This is a genomic window from Akkermansia sp. GGCC_0220 (assembly GCF_017566105.1).
GTDB classification, from domain to species: domain Bacteria; phylum Verrucomicrobiota; class Verrucomicrobiia; order Verrucomicrobiales; family Akkermansiaceae; genus Akkermansia; species Akkermansia massiliensis.
In genome coordinates this window covers 38554-60074 of record NZ_JABFCI010000018.1, presented here as the reverse complement: position 1 = coordinate 60074, position 21521 = coordinate 38554, and the positions used below count along the sequence as shown (strand labels likewise).

The 21521-nt window shown below is 61.3% G+C and carries 21 protein-coding genes; 7 read left to right on the top strand and 14 right to left on the bottom strand.

Translation table 11 applies throughout. The features are described from left to right. Positions 1 to 417 precede the first annotated feature (417 nt). The 7 genes from HJW02_RS11585 to HJW02_RS11555 all read right to left on the bottom strand — a co-directional run bounded on the left by HJW02_RS11585 (position 418) and on the right by HJW02_RS11555 (position 8184). Positions 418 to 1167 (bottom strand): acyl-ACP thioesterase domain-containing protein, encoded by a 750-nt coding sequence (locus HJW02_RS11585; protein ID WP_102721744.1) that lies wholly within the window; start codon positions 1165 to 1167, stop codon positions 418 to 420. Between the two features lie 241 nt (positions 1168 to 1408). Next, positions 1409 to 2341, bottom strand: a complete 933-nt coding sequence (locus tag HJW02_RS11580; RefSeq protein ID WP_102721743.1) for a UDP-glucuronic acid decarboxylase family protein — start codon at positions 2339 to 2341, stop codon at positions 1409 to 1411. Positions 2342 to 2612: 271 nt separating this feature from the next. Further along, entirely contained in the window at positions 2613 to 4250 is a 1638-nt protein-coding gene (locus HJW02_RS14165) for a HAMP domain-containing sensor histidine kinase (RefSeq protein WP_102721742.1), read from the bottom strand. A 3-nt stretch (positions 4251 to 4253) separates the two neighbouring features. Further along, positions 4254 to 4958, bottom strand: coding sequence for a response regulator transcription factor (locus tag HJW02_RS11570; RefSeq protein ID WP_022398097.1), 705 nt, complete (start codon positions 4956 to 4958; stop codon positions 4254 to 4256). A 123-nt stretch (positions 4959 to 5081) separates the two neighbouring features. Then, positions 5082 to 5453, bottom strand: a complete 372-nt coding sequence (locus HJW02_RS11565) for a hypothetical protein (RefSeq protein WP_022398096.1) — start codon at positions 5451 to 5453, stop codon at positions 5082 to 5084. Positions 5454 to 5509: 56 nt separating this feature from the next. After that, positions 5510 to 6502, bottom strand: a complete 993-nt coding sequence (hemB, locus tag HJW02_RS11560; protein WP_180971058.1) for a porphobilinogen synthase — start codon at positions 6500 to 6502, stop codon at positions 5510 to 5512. 59 nt (positions 6503 to 6561) lie between these two features. Continuing rightward, positions 6562 to 8184, bottom strand: coding sequence for a hypothetical protein (locus HJW02_RS11555; RefSeq protein ID WP_102721741.1), 1623 nt, complete (start codon positions 8182 to 8184; stop codon positions 6562 to 6564). Positions 8185 to 8308: 124 nt separating this feature from the next. Between HJW02_RS11555 and HJW02_RS11550 the strand changes: the two genes are divergently transcribed. From HJW02_RS11550 to HJW02_RS13925, 4 genes are all read left to right on the top strand, one after another. Then, a complete protein-coding gene (locus HJW02_RS11550; RefSeq protein WP_102733176.1) occupies positions 8309 to 8662 on the top strand; it encodes a hypothetical protein in 354 nt (117 codons plus the stop codon). Positions 8663 to 8789: 127 nt separating this feature from the next. After that, positions 8790 to 10682, top strand: a complete 1893-nt coding sequence (gene thrS / locus HJW02_RS11545) for a threonine--tRNA ligase (protein WP_102721739.1) — start codon at positions 8790 to 8792, stop codon at positions 10680 to 10682. Positions 10683 to 10787: 105 nt separating this feature from the next. Then, entirely contained in the window at positions 10788 to 11360 is a 573-nt protein-coding gene (gene infC, locus HJW02_RS11540) for a translation initiation factor IF-3 (RefSeq protein WP_240454308.1), read from the top strand. A 75-nt stretch (positions 11361 to 11435) separates the two neighbouring features. Continuing rightward, positions 11436 to 11855, top strand: coding sequence for a GNAT family N-acetyltransferase (locus tag HJW02_RS13925; RefSeq protein ID WP_102721738.1), 420 nt, complete (start codon positions 11436 to 11438; stop codon positions 11853 to 11855). Between the two features lie 31 nt (positions 11856 to 11886). Here HJW02_RS13925 and HJW02_RS11530 read toward each other — a convergent pair whose 3' ends face one another. The 3 genes from HJW02_RS11530 to HJW02_RS11520 all read right to left on the bottom strand — a co-directional run bounded on the left by HJW02_RS11530 (position 11887) and on the right by HJW02_RS11520 (position 15983). Further along, positions 11887 to 13110, bottom strand: a complete 1224-nt coding sequence (locus HJW02_RS11530; protein WP_102721737.1) for a DUF418 domain-containing protein — start codon at positions 13108 to 13110, stop codon at positions 11887 to 11889. 4 nt (positions 13111 to 13114) lie between these two features. Continuing rightward, positions 13115 to 14290, bottom strand: coding sequence for a 1-deoxy-D-xylulose-5-phosphate reductoisomerase (locus HJW02_RS11525; RefSeq protein WP_102721736.1), 1176 nt, complete (start codon positions 14288 to 14290; stop codon positions 13115 to 13117). 88 nt (positions 14291 to 14378) lie between these two features. Then, positions 14379 to 15983, bottom strand: a complete 1605-nt coding sequence (locus HJW02_RS11520; protein ID WP_102721735.1) for a DUF4153 domain-containing protein — start codon at positions 15981 to 15983, stop codon at positions 14379 to 14381. A 193-nt stretch (positions 15984 to 16176) separates the two neighbouring features. On the opposite strand from HJW02_RS11520, the gene coaD reads away from it, so the two are divergent. After that, positions 16177 to 16686, top strand: a complete 510-nt coding sequence (coaD, locus tag HJW02_RS11515; RefSeq protein WP_102721836.1) for a pantetheine-phosphate adenylyltransferase — start codon at positions 16177 to 16179, stop codon at positions 16684 to 16686. 15 nt (positions 16687 to 16701) lie between these two features. On the opposite strand, the gene HJW02_RS11510 is transcribed toward coaD, so the two are convergent. The 4 genes from HJW02_RS11510 to HJW02_RS11495 form a co-directional block, all read right to left on the bottom strand. Next, the gene (locus HJW02_RS11510; RefSeq protein WP_102721734.1) at positions 16702 to 17064 is read right to left on the bottom strand and encodes a peptide chain release factor-like protein; all 363 of its coding nucleotides are present in this window, start codon (positions 17062 to 17064) and stop codon (positions 16702 to 16704) included. Continuing rightward, positions 17051 to 17605: a hypothetical protein gene (locus tag HJW02_RS11505; protein WP_102728404.1), complete on the bottom strand. Its 555-nt coding sequence runs from the start codon at positions 17603 to 17605 to the stop codon at positions 17051 to 17053. The genes HJW02_RS11510 and HJW02_RS11505 overlap by 14 nt, the downstream gene beginning before the upstream one ends. Beyond that, a complete protein-coding gene (locus HJW02_RS11500) occupies positions 17592 to 18977 on the bottom strand; it encodes a UTP--glucose-1-phosphate uridylyltransferase (protein ID WP_102721732.1) in 1386 nt (461 codons plus the stop codon). The genes HJW02_RS11505 and HJW02_RS11500 overlap by 14 nt, the downstream gene beginning before the upstream one ends. A 94-nt stretch (positions 18978 to 19071) precedes the next feature. Next, a complete protein-coding gene (locus tag HJW02_RS11495) occupies positions 19072 to 19815 on the bottom strand; it encodes a methyltransferase domain-containing protein (RefSeq protein ID WP_102721731.1) in 744 nt (247 codons plus the stop codon). Positions 19816 to 19971: 156 nt separating this feature from the next. Between HJW02_RS11495 and HJW02_RS11490 the strand changes: the two genes are divergently transcribed. Together HJW02_RS11490 and HJW02_RS11485 are read left to right on the top strand one after the other, a co-directional pair. Beyond that, positions 19972 to 20820: a hypothetical protein gene (locus HJW02_RS11490; protein WP_102721730.1), complete on the top strand. Its 849-nt coding sequence runs from the start codon at positions 19972 to 19974 to the stop codon at positions 20818 to 20820. 102 nt (positions 20821 to 20922) lie between these two features. Next, complete coding sequence (locus tag HJW02_RS11485; protein ID WP_102721729.1) at positions 20923 to 21513, top strand: tetratricopeptide repeat protein; 591 nt, start codon at positions 20923 to 20925, stop codon at positions 21511 to 21513. The last annotated feature ends 8 nt before the right edge of the window (positions 21514 to 21521 follow it).

The following is a 21521-nucleotide window of genomic DNA, read 5'->3' as shown; positions in this document are numbered from 1 at the left end:
TCATCAACGGGAACGCGGACTTCCGTGACGGAGCCAACTCGGTGAACGGAAGCGTAGGCTACCGGTATGACTTCTAAGGAGAGTTGAAAGTTGAGAGAGGAGAGTGGAGCGGAGACGCTCTGCTCTCCAAGCCAGCAGGGCCGTTGCGGACAAGAGCCGGGGCGGCCCTGCTTGTGTAAGGAAATAGCGTCCTCCGGAGTAATAGGCCGTGTGGGCTGAAAGGACAGAGTAGAAAAAAGAAAATGGTGTCCATCCTGTCCATCAAGTCCATTTTGTCCATTACTCTCCCCGCGCCGCTCTCCGCCCTCCACACGGCACGCCCCTTCCGATTCTATAAAACCGCGCAGAATACTCCTGCGCGCCCTCGTCCGCTGTCTGATGTCAGAAAAATCCGGCAGGCGTGGAATAGGGCCTTTTTTATGCGATTGCGGCGGCTTTCCATTCCAGCACTGCTTCCGCCCGCAGTTCGTCTCCGTGCATGATGTGGTGGGAGGTGAGGGAGTCCTGGCGGAACAGCAGGGATTTCATGGATTCTCCCGCATGGGTTTCCTTCTTGAAATGCAGGTGGATTCCCGTCAATTCATGGTTCTCCAGCCAGGAATCCGGCAGGGATTCCAGCGCCCAGACCAGGTAGGCGGCATTGTTGATGTGGCGGTTGAAGTCCGTATCGCGGCGTTCCGCCATCCATTCCCGGATGGTCGGCAGAAGGCCCGAGGTATCCATGGCTGCCGGAGCCACCGTTTCTTCACACGGAGTATCCGGGAAGGCATCAATGTGCCTGTTCAACGGCACCGGGCGTCTGCGGCGTACGTCAATGACGGCCCACAGGCAGCTTGCCGTGACGATGCGGTTTCCCTGGGCGTCCCTTATTTCCAGATTGCGGCGCGCCAGCAGCGGCGTTTCCTGCGCGGTCCAGGTGCGGAGTTCCACCGTTTCCTTCCACCGGGGGAGGCGGCTGATGGCCGTGTTCAGGCGCACTTCCACCCAGGCCAGGTCGCGGGACATCACAAAGTCATAGCCGAAGCCGAGGGAGGAGGCGTGGGCCTCCGCTATTTCCTGAAACCAGTGCAGAACCGTTTCCGGTTTCATGAGGCCGTCCGCACCGCTTTCATAAGTGCGGACAGTGGCTTGAGTGGAATAGATTCCGTGGGCGTCGGCATGTTTCATAACAATTCATTTTAGCCGAACCGTTTTACCGCACCAGCCAAAAACGGGTAATGAGCCGCTCGGCATGCCGGAGTTCATGGACCGCATGGGAAGCTTCCCGGAATTTCCGGATTGCTTCCTTGGAGCGCCGCTTGCCTATGCGGCAACCGAAAGGAACGCGGCTGTAAGCCACGCCTTTTAATGAAATCAGTTCGCCAATAATGATTAAGTTGCCGCATAAGCATGCGGCGCCTCGGAAACGCTACAGAATGCTCCGGAAGTAGGCGATGGTTTTTTCAAGGCCTTTTTCCAGCGGAATATTGGGCTTCCAACCCAGTTTTTCTCCCGCCAGCCGAATGTCCGGCTTGCGCTGGGCCGGGTCGTCCAGGGGCAGGGGACGGAAGACCGTTTTGGAAGAAGAACCCGTCATTTCAATGACTTTTTCCGCCAGTTCCAGCATGGTGAATTCCACGGGATTTCCCAGGTTCACAGGGCCTGAAAAGCCTTCCGTGTTCATCATGCGGACCATGCCTTCCACCAGGTCGTCCACGTACTGGAAACTGCGGGTCTGCCTGCCCGTTCCGTAAATGGTGATGTCTTCCCCTTTCAGCGCCTGCACGATGAAGTTGGATACCACGCGGCCGTCGTTCGGGTTCATGCGCGGTCCGTAGGTGTTGAAGATGCGGATGATGCGGATGTCCACCCCGTTCATGCGGCGGTAGTCCATGAACAGGGTTTCCGCGCATCTTTTGCCTTCATCGTAACAGGAGCGGACGCCCACGGGATTGACGTTGCCCCAGTAGGTTTCCGGCTGGGGATGGACCATGGGGTCGCCGTATACCTCGCTGGTGGAAGCCTGGAGGATTCTGGCCTTGCACCGTTTGGCGAGGCCCAGCATGTTCAGCGCGCCCAGCACGGAGGTTTTAACCGTGTGGATGGGGTCAAACTGGTAATGGGGAGGGGAGGCGGGACAGGCCAGGTTGTAGATTTGGTCCACTTCCATCACGCAGGGAACGGTGACGTCATGGCGGATTATTTCAAATCCGGGATAGTCCGCCAGGTGAAGGAGGTTTTGCTTGCTGCCCGTGAAGAAGTTGTCCATGCAGATGACTTCATGGCCTTCTTTCAGAAGCCGTTCGCTGAGGTGGGAGCCGATGAAGCCGGCTCCTCCGGTGATCAAAATCCTTTTACTCATGATAGCATGTCCATGCGTTTTGCGCTCCGCCGCGCCGGAAGGGAAGGCGGATATTCCTGGGTGGAACGGGAATTTTTCGTCCCGCCGTGCGTTGCGGTTCAATGTCACATATCCGTCACGTGAAGGCAAGCGCATAGCATGCCGGACGGGATTTTCCCGGGCGGGATGTTTTGTGGAACGGCCGGGCAAGGGAAGGGGATGTGATGGAAGAGGAAAGATGGTTCCGCGCGGGCCGGGAAGCAGATGGAGGCGTGCAGGCCCCTTGGCGGGGTCAGGATTTGGGAAGTGTCAGCAGGAAGCTGGCCCCCCCCAAGGTGCCGAATTCCAGTTTCAGGTCCCCCCCCAGGGAGCGTGCCGTATCCTTGGCCAGCGCCAGTCCCAGGCCTACGCCGGGCTTGCGGCTGTCGGAGGCGTCCTTCGTGCGCCGGAAGGGCTTGAACACCAGCTTGCGGTTTTTCGGAGAGATGCCCGGGCCGTTGTCCCGGAAGCGGATGACGATGTTGTGGCGGTCCGCCTGGACGGTGAGCTGGACTTTGGCGTTTTCCCCCTTGGCGTATTTAATGGCGTTGGAGGTCAGGTTGTCCATGATCTGCTCCACGGAGACGGCATCCGTATGAATGGGCAGGATGCGGATGGGCTGCGCCAGGGCAAAGGAGAAGCTGATACCCGCCTCCCGGAGCCGGCGGTCTATTTTTTCCGCAATGGGTTCAAAGAGTTCCTGGCAGGTGAGCGTATCCCGCGTGCGGCGGATGGCGTTCCGCTGGAGCCGGGAGTAGGAGAGCACGTTTTCAATCAGGTGTTCCAGGCGGCGGCATTCCCGCTGCATGTTGGCGTAGTATTCCGGCTTTTTCTGCTCCGGCACCATGCCGTCCTCCAGCATTTCCGTATACAGGGAGAAGGAGGTGAGCGGCGTCCTGAGTTCATGGGTGACGGCGGAGACGAAGTCCCCGCGGCGCTGCTCCAGGCGGAAGGTGCCCAGCATGAGCCAGATGACGCCTGCCGCGCCCAGCAGCACCATGCTCCAGATGAGCGTGAGCGTCCAGGTCAGCATTTTCTTGTAGTCCTGGAGGGGGACGGCTCCTGTGTCTCCCGGCAGAAAGACCAGGGGGGCGTTGGCAAAGGGGAGCGTGCCCGTCTGCCGCGCTTCTGCGGGAGGCGGGGCGGAGGGATCGAAGGTAGCCAGGCAGCTGTGGGGAAGCAACAGCTTTACCTGGCCGGGCAGCCGCCGGTTCAGGTTGTCCATGTTCATCAGGGCCCCCTGCAAATAGACGCCGCGGCTGGTGTGCACCTGGCGCAGGATATAGAGGTTCCCCCCGTCTTCCACTGGGACGAAGGAGGTGACGGTTTCCACCTGGGCCGGCGTGCCGGATGCCGTCGGCTCAGGTTCCGGGGCTTCATGCAGGATTTCATTCCGGATGTCCGTCCAGAGGTTGCCGCTGGACGGCACGGAGGTGAGGGCGGAGACCTTGCCGTTCAGCCGCTGGTAGAGGTCCTTCTGCTCATTCAGATGTTCGGCAAGCTGCGGGTCCAGCGCGGGTCCGGTTACATGGCCGGAGGGGGAAATCTGGATATAGGCCGTGACGTAGTCCGGCAGGTAGGAGGAGAGGTTGGAGCCGCGGGCGGCCTCTCCGGGTTCCGGGGAGCCCATGCGCTGGTCATAAGGGCGCTTGTAGGCGTAAAAGGGCTGATATTCAAAGTAGCCGCGGGCCTGTTCAAAGGTGATGAAGGAGGTCAGGAGGCGGTCCATTTCCAGCTTGGCTTCATGAGCCAGGGCCTCCACCCTGATGCGCTGTTCGGAGCGGCCCGTTTCCTCCGCCTGCACCAGCAGAACGTGGGTGAGCCATCCGAGCGTGCCGATGACCAGCAGCAGGCTGATTGCCAGCAGAGTGATGCGTATGCGCCGGTTCACGGGTCAGGAGACGAAGGATGAGTTCCAGCGGTAGCCCTGGCTTCTGAGCGTTTCCAGCGGGGCGGCCGCGACGGTCCCCAGCTTGTCCCGGAGGCGCATGACGGTCATTTCCACGGAGCGCGTATCCGTCAGGCGCGGGTCCACGTCCCACACGCGCCGGAGCAGTTCGTCCCGCGTGATGACGCGGTTGGGGTGGGTGGCCATGTACGTGAGGAATTCGAATTCCCGTGCGGTCAGGGAGGTTTCCTTTCCGTCCTCAAAGGTGAGCAGGCGGTTGGCGCTGTCCAGGGATGCGCCGGGGATCCGGATTTCCCGGAGCTGGCGCGGCCGTTCCGGGGATCTGCGCAGCACGGCCTCGATGCGGGCGAGCAGCTCCCGGATGCTGAACGGCTTGACGATGTAGTCGTCCGCCCCCAGCTTGAGCCCTTGCACGCGGTCCTCCTCCTCCCCGCGCGCCGTGAGCATGATGACGGGCGTGCCGGGGCGCTCCGCAGACATGACCTGGAGCACCTGGAAGCCGTCAGCTCCCGGCATGGCTACGTCCAGCAGGGCCAGGTCAAAGTTGCGTTCACGCACGGCGCGGATGGCGGCCAGGCCCTCTTCCAGCGCCAGCACCTCGTAGCCGGATGCGGTCAGCACGTCCGTCAGGGCGTGCCTGATGCTGTCGTCATCCTCCGCAATCAGAATGGTATAGGCTGAATCACTCATCGTTTGATTCTATAAAACCACAATGTTTCCCCGTTTGTATAGAGAAACCTGCGCCCTTTCAGTAACAATGCCATAACAGGGCGGTTCCCGGTCCGGAGGTTTTCTTTTCCGGAGCAGCCCAGGTCAGTTCTGCTGGAGCGCCTGGAACTGGGGCGGAAGGTTCCCGGAGGGAATTTCTATGGCCTCCATGGGGCCGGGGACGATGCCTTCAAAGAACGGCGTGCCCTTGTAGGAAAGGATGATTTTGGAATGGACCATGTTCCCCGTGGTCTGGCGCAGGAAGTCCGTATCCCGGAAGACCAGGAGCGTCTTCCCGTTTTCCGCGGCCACCGGGCGGCACTGGAAGTTGCCCAGCGGGGCGCCGTCCGCCGTCGTCATCTGTACGGGCAGTACGTAGGCTTCCGAGAAGGTGGGGGCATAGACGCCCCAGAGGGAGGTGAGCGCCATGACGACGACGATCACGATGCCGACAAATATTTTTGTGGAGGTAGACATGCGGAGAGCGGTATTCTGGACCGTACGTCCACCTCCTGTGCGGAGGCCGTGCGGCGTCAGCGTTGTTTAAGCCATTCGGCAGCCTGGGGGGCGTAATACGTGAGGATCATGTCCGCCCCGGCGCGCCGGATGGAGGTTAGAGTCTCCAGAACGGTTTCCCGTTCATCCAGCCAGCCGGAAGCCACGGCGGATTTGATCATCAGGTATTCCCCGCTGACGTGGTAGGCGGCTATCGGCAGCGTCACGTGCTTCCGCATGGCGGCCATCACGTCCAGATACAGCGTGGCGGGTTTCACCATCAGGATGTCCGCGCCTTCCGCTTCATCCAGCTGCGCTTCCCTCAGGGCTTCACGGATGTTGCCGGGGTCCATCTGGTATGTTTTCTTGTCCCCCTCCTTCGGCGCGCTTTCCAGCGCGCCGCGGAACGGCCCGTACAGGGCGCTGGCGTACTTGGCGGTATAGGCCATGATGGAGACGTCGTCCAGGGCCTCGGAATCCAGGGTGGCGCGGATGGCGGCCACGCGGCCGTCCATCATGTCGCTGGGGGAGACGATGTCCGCCCCGGCGTCCGCGTGGCACAGAGCCTGGCGGCAGAGAACCTCCACGGAGTCGTCATTGAGGATTTCCATCGTGCCGTCGGAGCGGAATTCCACCAGGCCGTCGTGACCGTCTGAATTGTAGGGGTCCAGTGCCACGTCCGTCATGACGGTGATGCCGGGCACCTCGCTCTTGAGCGCGTAAATGGTGCGCGGAATGAGGCCGTCAGGGTTGCAGGCCTCACAGGCGTCCGGGGTTTTCTTTCCGTCCGGGATGGCCGGGAAAAGGTCCAGCGTGCGGATGCCCAGGTCCATCAGGCGCTTGGCTTCCTCCACCAGGCCCTTGACGCTCCAGCGCGTGCAGCCGGGCAGGGAGGAAATGGGCTGGTTCCCGGTTCCTTCATGGACGAAGACCGGATAAATGAGGTGTTCCGGGGAGAGGGAGGTTTCCCGGATGAGGCCCCGGATGTTGGCGGATTTTCTGTTGCGGCGCGGCCGTATCGGTAGATTCATCATGGTGTGATAATGGAAAAGGTTGTGTGATAGAGGGGCGGGCGTTCCCCGGGCGGTTTTCAGGGTTTTTTTTGTTCGTCCAGCGCCAGCGGGTTCTCCACATCAGCTCCGGTGATCATCCAGCCGCTGTCTGTTTTGGTAAGGTACAGGTTGTTGACGGAGAATCCGTTTCTGGAAGCGGGCCGCACGCCGATGGTGGCCTTGATGCCGGGGGCGCCGTCCCTGGTGACGGGAACGTAGGCAGCCTTGACGACGGGAGCGCCTTTTTCCTTCACCTCGGTCCGGGGGGCGGGGATCCTGCCCATGACCGTTTTCAACTGGGAGAGCGCGTCTTCAAATTCCTTCACGGAGGCGAATTTGGCCGGAGCCAGCATGCGTATCATGGCCAGGCTGTCCCGGTTCGCCAGGGCGCGCCCGGCGGCGGTCACGGCCTCTTCCGGCGTGGGAAAGGCCAGGGGGGGGTAGGTCCGGTGGAAATCCGCCATGATGCGGGCGGTGGTGGATTCGTCCGCTTTCAGGTTCCATGAAGTGAAGGCGTCCGTCAGATACATTTTGAAGACGGGGAAGCCATCCGTGGGGTCCTTGATTTTCTCCAGCGCATAGCGGTAAATGAGAGCGGGCTTGTCCGTGTCCGGCATGCTCATGCGCGGGGGCAGGATGGTCATGGCCGCAATGCTGTGAATGTCCTTGCCGCTCTTCTTCGCATTGTTCTTATTGGCGGCTTCCTGCTGGTCCTCATCCGTTTTGTTCGGGTCTGTCTGGTCATCCGGATGGGGGCGCAGGGGAACCAGGATGGTGTTCGGAAAGGTCATGAAGCTGAGGTTGGTGGGCTGGATGTAGCGGCTTTCCTCCCTCCTGTCCTGAAGGCGCATGGCCTTGACCACGGGGGTGAGCCGGGCGCTCTGGGTGATGGCGGATTCCATGTAGTACGGGGAAACGAGCAGGGCGGCAATGCGTGCCGGGTCATCCCCTTTCACGGTGCGGATGAGCAGGGTCTTGAGTTCGTCGTCCGATTTCCCCTTTACGGCTTCCACACGGAACCGCTTGATGTGCTCCAGGGCGGCTTTGACGGCGGCCACGGAGTACTGGTGGGCGAGGCCGAAGATTTTCTTCTTGGCTTCCGCTGATATTTTTTTCGCTTCCTCCCGGATTTGGTCGTCAAAGGGAAGGAACGTATTGTCAAAGCTCCCTGGGGTCAGGGAGGCCTTCCACTGGCCGCCCTTTTTCACCAGGGCCACCGCAGTGGCTGCATAGACGTACGGGTTTGTCTTGTCCGGCAACAGGATGTAGGCCATCGCCAGGTCTCCCTGGGTGATGATGGAGGCTTCATCCACAAAAGGGGGACGTTCCGGGGCCGCTCCGGTTACATACGCCTGGACCGCCTCCATGCGGGAAAGGATGCTTTTCAGCTTGAGCTGGCCTACAAAGGGGGAGGTGGCGGGCAGGGATTTGTACGGTTCGTTTTTCCAGTCAGTTTTTTCCTGAAGGGCGCGGAGCAGCAGCCTGGCCGCATTGAACGGCGTGCTCTGGTCCGGAACAGGGTCCGGTTCCGGAGCCTTGTGTTCCGCGGCCTGGTCCATGCTGATCTGGAAGCGGACGGGGGAGCCGTCCGGCGGCTGGTCGCCCCGGGAGAGGCCGCAGGGCAGGCAGAGGCAGAGAAGGGAGAGGGGGAGGATTTTCATAACCGCTGGCCGCCACTATGGCATAAACGGCCGCAGGTGTAAATCACTCGTTGAGGGAGGGATAGCGGATGGAAGGTAAATGGTTGCATTCCGTTTTTTCCAGTTCTCCCCGCGATGGTGCAAAATGAGAAAATGCTTATGGGGAACGACGAAAAAGAAACTTGAAGAATTGTTTAACCAGATGGACGCTGTACAGGATGACACCGGAATCCGGAAGGATGGGAAGCCATCGGATGCCCATTTCTCGGGTAGGAGGAAGAAGCCGGAGAGCGGCGCAACTGAGGATTCCTCCTGCGAATGGTGTGAAGGAAAAGCTGTTCCATCGTTCAGACTTGGTGAAATGAAGGGAGATGAAAACGTACCAGTCCTGCAGAATGATCCATATGCCAAGCAGAAGAAGAGCGGCTCCCAAGGTATGGCAGATGACATTCAGCATGAATTTCTTGTTATACCGGATTTTCCAGTGCGGCAACCGTAAAGAAGAAAAAGGGGAGAGTGTTCGTTCTCTTCCGGAAAGTCTCCGCGGCGTTCATGCCTTGAATTTTTGGAGAGGAGGGTTTTTTGCATTTGCCAACAGTGCCTGGGGGAGGTTAACTAATGCGCGTATGTCCGAACACAAGGAAAGAAAGACTCTTGAAGAACGCCATCAGATGTCTGATCTGGAACGGCTGCGCCACTCCTGCGCACACGTTCTGGCTACGGCCATTTGCCGCCTCTGGCCGGACGCCCAGCTGGCCGGCGGCCCCGCCGTGGATAACGGTTTTTATTACGACGTGGAGCTGGACCACCGCATCAGCACAGAGGATTTTGAGCGCATTGAGGAGGAGATGAAGAAGGTGGTGAAGGAAAACCAGCCTTTCCAGAAGGAAGTTATTTCCCGCGCGGAGGCCATGAAGATGGCGGAATCCGGGGAATTGGGCGCCCTGGGGCCCCGCAGCGAGCCTTCCCGCTTCAAGATCGACCTGCTGAACGACATTCCGGAAGACGAGGAGATTTCCCTGTTCCGCAACGGTGATTTTACGGACCTGTGCGCCGGCCCGCACGTGGGCCGCACGGGGAACTGCAAGGCGTTCAAGGTCATGAGCGTGGCGAGCGCCTTTTACAAGGGGGACAAGAACCGCCCCATGCTCCAGCGCATTTACGGCACCTGCTTCCCGAACCGCACCCAGCTTGACGAGCACCTGGAACGGCTGGAGGAAGCGCGCCGCCGCGACCACCGCAAGCTGGGCCGTGAACTGGGGCTCTTCTGCATTGACGAGGCCGTGGGCCAGGGCCTGATCCTCTGGAAGCCCAAAGGGGCTCTCATCCGCCGCTCCCTTCAGGATTTCATCACGCAGGAGCTGGACAAGCTGGGCTATTCCCAGGTGTACACCCCCAACATCGGCAAGCTGGACCTGTACCGCACGTCCGGCCACTTCCCGTATTACCAGGAAAGCCAGTACGCGCCCATCCCGGAACGGGACGCCATGGAAAAGCTGAGCCAGGAAGGGGCTTCCTGCGCGGAACTGTTCAACGGGCTGGCTGACGGCACCATTGAGGGCTACATGCTCAAGCCGATGAACTGCCCGCACCACATCAAGATTTACGCGAATGACGCCCATTCCTACCGGGACCTTCCCGTTCGGCTGGCGGAGTTCGGAACCGTGTACCGCTGGGAACAGAGCGGTGAGCTGGGCGGCATGACCCGCGTGCGCGGCTTTACGCAGGACGACGCCCACATTTTCTGCACGCCTGACCAGCTTGCCGGGGAAATCCGCCAGTGCCTGGGTATTGTGAAAACCATCTTCGGCACCCTGGGCATGACGGACTACCGCGTGCGCCTTTCCATGCGCGACCCGGAAAGCGACAAATACGTGGGCTCTCCGGAAAACTGGGACAAGGCGGAACAGGCCCTGCGGGAAGCCGCGGAATGGCTGGGCGCGGATTACAGCGAGGAAGCCGGGGAAGCCGCCTTTTACGGCCCCAAGATCGACTTCATCGTGCGCGACGCCATCGGGCGCGAATGGCAGCTAGGCACCGTGCAGGTGGACTACAACCTGCCGGAACGCTTTGACTTACATTACACCGGAGCGGACAACAAGCCGCACCGCCCCGTGATGGTGCACCGCGCGCCCTTCGGCTCCATGGAGCGCTTCACGGGCCTGCTGATTGAGCACTTTGAAGGGAAATTCCCCACCTGGCTTTCACCGGAACAGGTGCGCGTGCTCCCCATCTCCGACAAGGTGATGGACGTGGCCGCCGCGCACCGCGCCGCCCTGGCCGCCAGGGGAGTGCGCGTGACGGTGGATGAAACTCCGGACAAGATCGGCGCGAAGATCCGCAACGCCCGCCTGGACCGCGTTCCCTACATGCTGGTGCTCGGCCAGCGTGAGGCGGAGGAAGGCACCGTTTCCGTCCGCCACCGGGACAAGGGAGACCTGGGGGCGATGCCCTTTGAACAGTTTGCGGACGTTGTGGTCAGGGAAATTGCGGAGCGTCATATTTCCCCCATGATTTGAGTTGCCAAGTTATTTTATTTAGTTTAGTAGTATCCGGACGTGCCAATCAAGCCAACGAAGAATAATGATGGTAATCGCCGCCGTGAGCGCGGTGATCAAACCCGTGTGAATGAACGCATCCGTGCCCCCCGCGTGCGCGTGGTGACCGCCAACGGCGACCAGCTCGGCGTCATGAATACGCGCGACGCGCTGGAAAAGGCGAAGGCCCTGGGCCTGGACCTGGTGGAAGTGGCGGGCAATGCCGATCCGCCCGTGTGCCGCGTGGTGGACTATGGACGGTACAAGTACCAGCAGTCCAAGCTCCAGAAAAACAACAAGAGCCGCACGATCAAGCTTAAGGAAGTCAAACTCCGCATCGGGACGGACACGAACGACTACAACGTGAAGCTGGCCCGTGCGGAAAGCTTCCTGGACCATGGCCACAAGGTCCGTTTCCAGCTCCGCTTCCGCGGCCGTGAGAACGCCCACCAGGAACTTGGCTATGACATGTTCAACAAGGTCATTGCGGACTTGAAGACCATGGCGCAGGTGGACCAGGCTCCGCGCCTGGCCGGCAACACCATGCACATGGTGCTCTCCCCGCTTCCCGTCCAGCAGCGCGTGAAGAAATTCACCGCCCACCTGGATGAGGACTTTGATTCGGAAGATTCCGCCTTTGACGCGGAAGACGACGAGTGAAGCGCTTTTCCCTCTTTTTTCAGGCTTTCCGCCCTGCAGGGCGGAAAGCCTTTTTTACGGACAAATGCTTTTTCCATGGTTCTTTCCTATAGTGACACCAAAGAATTCTCTCCGGCGGCGCTGGAGGAATTGTTCCTTTCCGTCCAATGGGAATCCGGACGGCATCCGGAACGCCTGGCGAGGGCATTGCTCCATTACGGGGCCGTGTTTTCCGCCTGGGACGGCGGCAGGCTGGCGGGACTGATCGCCGCCATGGATGACGGAACCATGACGGCGTATGTCCATTACCTGCTGGTGCATCCGCTGTACCAGGGGTGCGGCGTCGGCTCCCGCCTGCTGGAGCTGTGCAAAAGGCGCTATGCCGGGTATTTGAACGTGGTGCTCACCTCCTACCGCGAAGGAGTGCCTTTTTACGAAAGGAACGGCTTTATCGCGGACCGGACGCAGGAGGCCATGCGCTTTATTCCCCCTTCTTCCGGGGAAACCGGGCTTTAACAGACGCAGGGAGGAAGAAGGGGCGCCCTTCCTATGGCATGCGCTTGCGGAACGGCTGCATGCGGCACATGGTGGCGGTGCGCCAGAGCCATTCCAGGGGGCCGTACAGGAAGCGCGTTAGCCAGAGGCGGCACGCCCAGGCTTGAAGCAGGAAGACGGCAACGGCGGCGCACAGGCAAGCCCACGGTCCCATGCCCTGCGCCAGTCCCAGCCCCCACCCGAAGAACAGGAACGTGAATACCAGCGTTTGGGAGACGTAGCACGTCAGCGTGCATTTTCCGGCGCTGCTGAGCAGCCTGGATGGCAGGGGCAGGCCGGGATGGGTGAACAGCAGGACGGCGGCGGAGACGAAGGCCGCGGTATAGGCGAGGTTTTCCCATTGGTGCAGAAGGTGTCCAGCGTCCGCTCCCAGCGCGGAGTCCAGCCGGGAGGTGAGGAGCAGGCGCGCCGCCAGCAGAGCCAGAAACAGGGCTCCGGAGATTCCAAGCATCCGCAGAAACAGGCGGCGCTTGTTCGGAGCGTCCACAAAGACCTGCCATCTCCCCGCCAGCATGCCCAGGATGAAGAGGCCCAGCGTCTGCCAGATGCGGCCGCTGAGCAGGAAGAACTGCCATTTGCCCGCCTGGCCCTGCGTCAGGTTCCACAGGGCCGCTTCCCCCCAGCTGCCGTGGGCGTACAGGAATTCACGCGAAGGGCCTGCCGCCGGGGAGGCCGGGTGGAACCAGCCGGAGGAATGCGGCCACAGGTCCGCCAGTCCGGCGCGGGACAGCGTGTCCATGAAGGCGACGGGCTGCATCAGGCACAGCAGGCAGAGGATGACGAGAAGAGGCGTGCCGCGTTTGTACAGGGCCACCAGGGCAAAGCCCAGCACGCCGAAGATGGTGAGGATGTCCCCGTCATAAAAAAGGGTGTGCGCCAGCCCAAGCAGGAACAGGAGCGCCAGCCGCCACATGAAGCGCTTCCGGAAGTCGACGCCTTTCTGTTCCTGCCTGTCCAGCTGGATGAAGAAGCTGAGGCCAAACAGGAAGGAGAAGAGAAGGAAGGATTTGCTGACGAAAAGGTGTTCGTAGGCCCAGTCCGCCGCGCTGTTGGCCGCGGCCTGCCATCCCTCCGCCGGGGGCATGGGGAGGTACAGGTTGAAGTGGTCGTGCGCGTGGACGATGACGATGCCCAGCAGGGCCAGCGCCCGGAGGATGTCCAGGATGGTGATGCGCGCCGCCCGGGGGGGCGCTCCGGCGGGAATCCGGGCGGTCATGGCGTCAGGAAGGGCGGGAAAGGGAAGGAATCAGTTCCGCCGCGCGCCGCCTGGCCCACTGGTCCGCTTCCAGGATGGGGGCCAGCTCTCCGCGGGGATCTGCCGGGGAATGGTCGTTCATGACGGCTTCCACCAGTCTCCAGATGCCGGGGAAGGTGAGTTTTCCCTGAATGAAGGCGTCCACCGCCACTTCATTGGCGGCGTTGTAGACGGCGGCCAGGGTGCTGCTGCTGGCGCCGGCCCTGCGCGCCAGGTCCAGGGCGGGGAAGGCGTCCGGACGGGGCGCCTCGAACACCAGCTGGCCTATCTCCGCAAAGTTGAGCTGCCTGAGGGAGTTGGGAACGCGGTCCGGCCACGTGACGGCGTACTGGATGGGGAAGCACATGTCCGAGCTGCTCATCTGGGCCAGCACCGTGCCGTCCCGGTATTCCACCATGGAATGCACGATGCTCTGCGGGTGAACGATGACGTCCACCTTTTCCATGGGAACATCAAACAGCCAGCGGGCCTCAATCATTTCCAGCCCCTTGTTGAACAGGGTGGCGGAGTCTATGGTGATTTTCCGGCCCATGCTCCAGGTGGGGTGCTTGAGGGCCTGTTCCAGCGTGACGTGCTCCAGGTCTTCCTTCTTCCAGGTGCGGAAGGGGCCGCCGGACGCCGTCAGAATCAGGCGGGAAACGGCATCCGGTCCGCCGTGGCTGCCGTTCAGGCACTGGAAGATGGCGTTATGTTCGCTGTCCACCGGAAGCACCTGCACACCTGCTTGGCGCGCCTTTTCCATGACAATCTGGCCGGCCATGACCAGAATTTCCTTGCTGGCGATGGCGAGGTCCTTGCCTGCTTCAATGGCGGCCAGTGCGGGCTTGAGGCCGGCAGTCCCCACGATGGAGATCAGCACCATGTCCGCCTCCGGAAGCTGCGCCAGGCGGCACAGGCCTTCCTCTCCCGTTTCCACCTGGGCGCCGGGAAGGGCGCGCGCCAGCTTGTCCGCCCCGGACGGGTCAAAAATGCATACGTTGCGGACATTGAATTCCCGTGCCTGGCGGGCCAGCGCCTCCACGCTGGTTCCGGCGGCCAGCCCCACGATTTCCATTCTGTCCGGAATGTCCCGGGCGACTTTCAGGGCGCTGGTTCCGATGGAACCGGTGGAACCCAGGATGACGACGCGTCGTTTCTGCATAACGGAGAAGCATGATGCAAAAAATACGGCTCCTTGACAAGCCGGGGAGATGAAAATCTTCCCCGCGCCGCAGGAACCGGCCCCTCCGTCAGTTCGGCCTCATTCCGGTGGGCCGGGAGGAAGGACGCCACGCATCCGTGCCGTAGGTGGCTTGTGCCGTGGGTTCGGGAAGCTGCCGGAACTGCATCCTCTGCCGGTCCCGTCTCCATTTCCGCAGGTTGCGGGAACGCCAGTTCCAAATGCGGCTTTCGGCATGGAGGGCTTCCCGGGTCATGGCGTAAACGTTGGCTCCGGCTTCCGTATCCCCTCCCAGCCGGCGGTAGACGGCCATGGCGAAGGGGATGTTGTCCCGGAGTTCAAAGCGCGGCAGGTCTCCATCGCTGAAATACCAGTCCGGCTGTCTGTCCATCGTCATCAGGTTCAGGTCGCCGCTCAGTTGGGACGGACTGCGGAGCCCGGTCAGGGCCAGGAAAACAAGGGCTGTGGCGCCGCAGAGTTTTCCATAACGCAGCCAGTTTCCATGACCGGCCATGTAGCGGAAGAGAAGGTACAGGAAGCAGGCTCCCATCAGCAAATAGATGCCGGCCGTGACGCGGTTGGGAGAGAAGCCGAAATCTTTTATCTGGAAATACAGCCTCATGCCCACGCTGGCGGCGAGCAGCCCCGTCTGCGCCGCCAGGATGAAGCCCAGGACGATTCCCGTTTTTGACGCCCGCACGGAGCCTTCCGGACGGAACAGGACCAGCAGCACCAGGGCGGAAAGAAAGGCCGCCAGCATGATGGAGTCCGCCCCGTCGTGCAGATAGGCGGTCTGGGAGATGCCGTCAGGAACGCTTCCCCGCCATAAAAACGCCACGTCCGTGCCGTTGTTGACCAGAAAAGCCAGGTTGATGAACAGCAGGGAAACGGCGGGGAGGTGCGGGAGCCAGGGGCTGCCCGGACGCACGGGGTGTTGTTCCGGGAAGGAAGAGCGGGAGCGCGGCATGGCTGCAATGCCGAATGCCAGGGCTCCCAGGCACCACAGGAGGATGTCCGCTACCGTTCCCATATCCGGAACCAGCCAGGAGCAATAGCTCCAGAACCATTTGTTCATGGCTGTTCTGACGGCGGCGACCACAGGGTTCCCGTCCGCAAAGATGGACAGGAAGACCAGGAACAGAATGACTCCGATGGCGACGCTGCCTGCAAGCGGAATTTTCCCCAGGACGTTTGCGGCCGCCTCTTTTGCCTGGGTCACCCGGAAAAATTTATAGCCCCACCAGGTGACGTACCGTTTGGCAGGGTCAAAGCTGTTGCCCTCTTTCCGCGGCAGGAACGTTATCACCACGGGCAGCCCCAGGCCGATGAGCAGATTGAACTGGGTAAAGGAAGTCAGGTTGGCGCCTGCCGCAGCAGCGTTCAGCACGGCCATGAAAACAAGGAACACCTGCTCCTTCCGGCTGAGGTCCGTTCTCAGTGCCAGAAAGGCCGCCGTGTACAGCAGAAGGCCCAGCGCAGTACCGATGCCCAGGCCCTCCAATGTACCGAACATGAAATCCGCGGCAAAGCCGCTGGCAATCAGGACAAGCAGCGGGATGTGCCCATGCCTCCACCAGGAAGGGGAAAGCAGGGACTGCGGATCTCTGCGGACGGAGGTGGGGCAGGAAGGCGGAAGGGATGGACGCTCCGGAAAGGAAGAGGAAGGTTCTGTCATGGGAGAAAGGTCGGATAGTTGCGGAACAGCCGCCCGCACGCGGGAAGTGAGGCGCTGTCCGTTAATGTTTAGCCGTTATTGCAGGAGTGTCAAGCAGGGATGTCCGGAAAAGAGCGGGCCTGAATGGAGAGGGCGGGTCCGCCGCATGGAAAAGGATTGTATTTTCCGCAGGAGGGCGTATAGCATGGCACGAATGAAGCGCATCGCCGTGTATGCCGGTAGTTTTGACCCTCTGACCAATGGTCACTTATGGATGATCAAGCAGGGGGCGAGGATGTTTGATGAGCTGATTGTGGCCATAGGCGACAATCCGGACAAGCACTACACGTTTTCCCATGAGGAACGCATGACCATGCTGCGGGTGGCGCTTTCCGACATGCCGGACGTGCGCATTGCCGAGTTCCACAACCGCTTTCTGGTGGATTTTGCCAACGAACACGGGGCCACGTTCATGCTGCGCGGCATCCGTTCCACGCAGGATTATGAATATGAACGCGTGATGCGCCATATTAATGCGGACATGGCTCCCAAGGTCTGCACGGTGTTCCTGATGCCTCCGCGGGATACGGCGGAACTGTCCTCCAGCATGATCAAGGGGCTGATTGGCCCGGAAGGCTGGGAAAGCCAGGTGAGCCGCTATGTCCCCCACAATGTATTCGCCATGCTGAAGGAGAAGTACCGGGAGGTTTTCCCGCGTTCCTAGCGGCTTTTGGAGCCGTTATTCGTTGTCCGGAGAGGGAGCCGGAGGACTGGAACGCCTGCGTCTTCTACGGTCCCTCTGCCGGCGCATGCGCTGGATGACGCGGGCTCTCGCGGCGCATCGGCCCGTTTGCATTTGTTCCACCGCGTCGCACAGTTCCCTGCGCGCCAGAAAGCGGTTGAGCTCGCGGGACCTGTCCACGTGGCATTTGACGGCGATTCCCGTGGGGATATGTTTGAGATAAACGCAGTTGTTGGTTTTATTCACCTTCTGGCCGCCGCGCCCGCTTCCGCGGACAAAGCTTTCCTCCAGATCCTGTTCACGGATGCCCAGGGCTTCCATCCGCTCCTGGAGAGCGGCCAGTTTTTCAGGCCTTACCATAACCGGAGCATTGCAGGGTGTTGACGCGCTGCCGGACCGCATGGACCAGCATTTCCCGGCTGGCGGCTGTCATGGAGCGCAGGCTGACCGCGACGGTTGAGCCGTCCGTCAGGCGGAGGTTCAGGCGTCCGCCTTTCCGGTCCGCAGAACGTATCTGCTGCCAGAAGCACCATTGCATGGCGCGGCGCGCCCGCAGGAAGGGCAGGATTTCCACGCCTACCGGGGTGACGATGACGGCCGCGTGCTTCAGGCAGCGGCTCCCCGCAATCAGGCAGAGGACGGCGGGAACAAGCGCCGCAGCCTGCATGGCCCACAGGGGGGCGGGCAGGTACGGGGTGATCGTATCGTAACCCGTGAGCTGGAGGAAGGCGGCGGTGGCGATCAGCAGGAATCCCGCCGCCAGCAGGACGGAGCCCGCGCGGTTGCGGGTGAAGCGCAGCTCCCTTTCCCGGGCGGGAATGTGCCGGATGTCCTCCACGCCCAGCCCGGCTTTGACCGGGCGGGGGGCGGAGGCGGAAGAATGGAGTTCAGGCTCCGGCATAAACGCCCGGGAGGATTTCCTTCGTTTCTTCGGAATCGTTTTCCATCAGCAGCGTGCCCTGGAGAACGGCTCCGTCCTGGAAGTGGAAGCGGCCGCGCAGGGTCAGCTTGTCCAGCCCGATCAGGGAAGGCAGGCCCAGGCTGTCCAGGGAGTCCACCAGCTTGTACAGCTTGGAGTCCAGGTCCACAACGGGAGTTTTTCCTTCCCGTTCCGGAGCCAGGGCCACCTTGCCGTCTTCATCCACGGCGATGGCGTCCGAACGCAGCAGGAGCAGGTCGGACGTGGTCTTGACGGGGAAGAACCGGGAACGCGGAACGTTGACGGCCCTTGCGCCGGGGAAGCACTCGATGCCCGCGCCCATGGCCGTTTCCAGCTGGTACACCGGGGCGGATTCCGGGTCGCGGGGGTTGAGCGTCTTGCTGTTCCGGATCATGGGCAGAGGGAGCACGCCGCCGTTGGCGTCCAGGATTTCCTTGAGGGCGTCCAGGCGTATCCAGAGCGTGTTGGTATTGAAATAGCGGTGCTTGGAGATGTTCTGGAATTCGGGAATGTCCGCATCCGGGCACTGGGCAACTTCCCGCAGGATCAAGTGGCCGTCCGCCTTCCTGACGGCCAGGTGGCCGCCTTTCTTGTCCGCCTCCGTGCGGCGGGTGACTTCCATGACGAAGGGGGCGCCGCTCTCCGCAAACCAGCGCAGGAAGTTCATGTCAAGCTGTGCGCCCAGATTGTCGGAGTTGGAGACGAAGGCGTATTTGACGCCGTCCGCCAGCAGGCGGTCCAGCCAGCCGGAGCCCAGCAGCGCCGGGTACAGGTCACCGTGGCCGGGCGGGCACCATTCCAGTTCCGGCTGTTCCGGGCAACTGGCCGGGGCGAGCCCGTCCGCCAGGATTTTGGGAACGCGGTTCTGCATCAGCTCCACCTGGGCGGGGTCCGCAAAGCCGTCAGACGCGTATTTCTCCAGGTAGGCCAGCGTATCCGCGCTGGTGGAGAAGGAGTTCATCAGCAGAAGGCGCACGGGCGTGCCGGAGATGGAGCGCAGGTGCTTCACCTGCCGGACGATCAAGTCCAGGAACGTATCCTCACCCTTTACCTTCAGCAGGCTTTTCGCCTTCTGGAGGCCCATGCTCGTGCCGAGGCCGCCGTTGAGCTTGATGCACACGCACTGGGAGATCAGGTCCTTGTCCGCCGCGGGGGTGGAGGCCGTGATGTCCTGCCAGTCCTCCACCTGGTCGGCGGGCTGGATGTCCATTTCCGGAATCATGCCGGAGTGGTTGGAGACGAGAGCTTCGTAACAGCGGGAGAAAGCTTTGACGGCTGCGGCCGGAACGCCGGCGGACTCCATCTTTTCTTCAAAAGGAGTGAACGTACTCATTGGCGGCTTTTGTACAAAATGCCCGTTGGAGGCTCAAGCATTATCAGCGTATCCGGCACGCCCGCGCGCCTTTTCCCCTGTGGGGGCCTTCGGCTTATTTGGAAGCGATCACCCGGATGCGCCGGTAGTCCGCCACCCATTGGGTGCCGTCCCACAGCTCGTCCCGCAGGGCCTTTTCCATTTCCTCGAAAATCCGGACGCGCCGTTTTTCGTGGAGGCACTTCAGGTCCGCCCAGAAGAACTGGCGCGCCCAGTTGCGCAAGCCGTCCGGCCCGTCCTTCAGCGGCGTGGGGCGGTCAAAGTCCATCACCACTTCCGGGCGCAGTCCTGCCTGTTCCAGCATGCTGCGGTATTCTTCCACGGTGGGGAAGTAAAAACGTGTCTTGTACGGGAGGTTCATCCGCTCCAGGCTGGGCCGGAAGGCCTCCCTGATGCGGAGGATGTTGCGGTGGCCCCCAAATTCGCAGATCAGTTTTCCCTGCGGTTTCAGGACGCGGGAGACGGCTTTCAAAAGAGCCCCGTGGTCCGGTATCCAATGGAAGGCGGCATTGGAAAAAATGACGTCAAACCAGTTGTTCCAGGGCATGAGGCAGGCGTCCAGCACGCGGAAGTCCATGCCGGGATAAAGCTGCCGTGCCTTTCCAATCATTTCCGGGGAGGCGTCCAGCCCGACGACGGAGGTCGATTTTTCCAGCAGGGCGTGCGTCAGCGTGCCGGTTCCGCAGCCCAGGTCCAGAATGGCCTGGCCGGGGTTTTCCGGCACGTGGGAGAGCAGGTCCCTGCCATATTCCGCGACAAAATCATGCTTGTTTTCGTACAAATCAGCGTTCCAGTCCATCACTGCCCCATCATAGGAGGAAAGGGATTCTTTACAAGAAAGACCCTGTCTTTTTTCAAGGGATTTTCCCGCTGCTGCCGCCAAGGTCCGTTTCTCCGTGCCGTTCCGGGATTCTGCTTGCGTTGGCGGGGTTGAAATGATTAAGATAAGCTTACTATGAAAGCAACAGCCCTGTTCATGGCGGCCTCAGCCCTGGCCGCGGTTTCCGCCGGCGCCTATGACGGATACGGTTATGACCCCCGTCCCGCAAGTTCCTACAATGATACGGTCAGCGGCGCGGCCCACATCGGTTATGATTCCCGGTATGCCTACAAGGACGTGGTGGCATCCTCCCTGCTGAACCGCAGCGGCGTGTTCAACATCGGCGGTGAGCTGAATCTCAACCTGGCCCGGGACTGGAAGCAGGAAATCGGCGCGGAATACATGGCCTTCTGCGACGGCCTGCTGAGCGACAAGGATGCCTTTGACGCCAACTGGAAGGCCGTCAAGGAGCTGTTCCCCAACCTGTCTTTCCGGGGGGGGTACGAATTCAATTACGGCGGCCTGCCGGGCTATTTGAGCAAGTACATGGGGAAGGCCCCCCATTCCGTGGCTCAGTCCGTGACGGCAGGCCTGGCGTATGACGATCCGGGCCACGGCTATTTTGGCTCCCTGGACGTGCAGTACGGCTTTTACGGCATGATTGGCTGGCGTATCGACCTGAACGCGGGCAAGCGCTGGAGCGGCCTGATTCATGAGAAGGTGGACCTGGAATTGAGCGCCGGAACCGGCTATTCTTCCAGCTACTGGGGCTCCGGCGTGGCCGGATTTGACCAGGTGAACATCAAGCTGGCGGCTCCCGTGCGCGTAACGGGCGTGGATGCCAGCCGCGGGTTCCGCGTCATTCCCTTCATCCAGCTGGACTGGGCCGGAAACACCCGTTCCGAAATCCGCCGCTACACCGGCATGAGCACGATTGAGGACTTCCGCATCCGCGTGGGCGTGGAAGCCGTTTACCGCTTTTAAACGGAAGCCTCCGCGGCCCTTTCCTCCGGGCGGGGCCGCGGAGGCGTTCCTTTTTCTCCGGAGCCGCCCGGACGGCCTCTAACTCCCTTGAACAATCCCGTCATGTTGAAAATGATTCTGCTGCTGGCCCGGCGCACGTTTATACGGCTGCTGCTGGTGCTGCTTCCCCTGGGCCTCTTTGCGTTCCTGGCGCAGGCTATTCCCCTTTCCCCGCTGCAATCCCTGGTCGTCCTGATTCCGGTGATTGCCTTTGAAGTGTGGCTCGTGGTCAAGTACCTGCTGCCCGTGATGGGCGATCTGGTGACCAAGACGCTGTATTCCTCCAACATCACCACGGATGAGGAAGTGCTGGTGGACGCCGCCCGGCGCATGCTGAATTCCGGGGATCCGCAGGGAGCCCTGGAACTGCTGGAACGCTACCGGAAGGAAAATTCGGGGCTGGTGCGTTCCTGGCTCATGGAATCCAGCCTGCTGAACGATATGCGCCGGTATGCGGATTCCGTTGAAGTCCTTCAGGAAGGCCTGGAATCCAGAAGATGGCGCAAGGAGGACCGGGCCCTGTTCCTGTACAAGATAGGAGTGATTTACGATTCCCAGCTCAACAATCCGGACAAGGCCCGGAAATACTGGGAGGAAGCCGCGGACAGGTATCCCAACACGGCTTACGGCCGTTCCGCCCTGGACAAGCTGTAAATAACCCC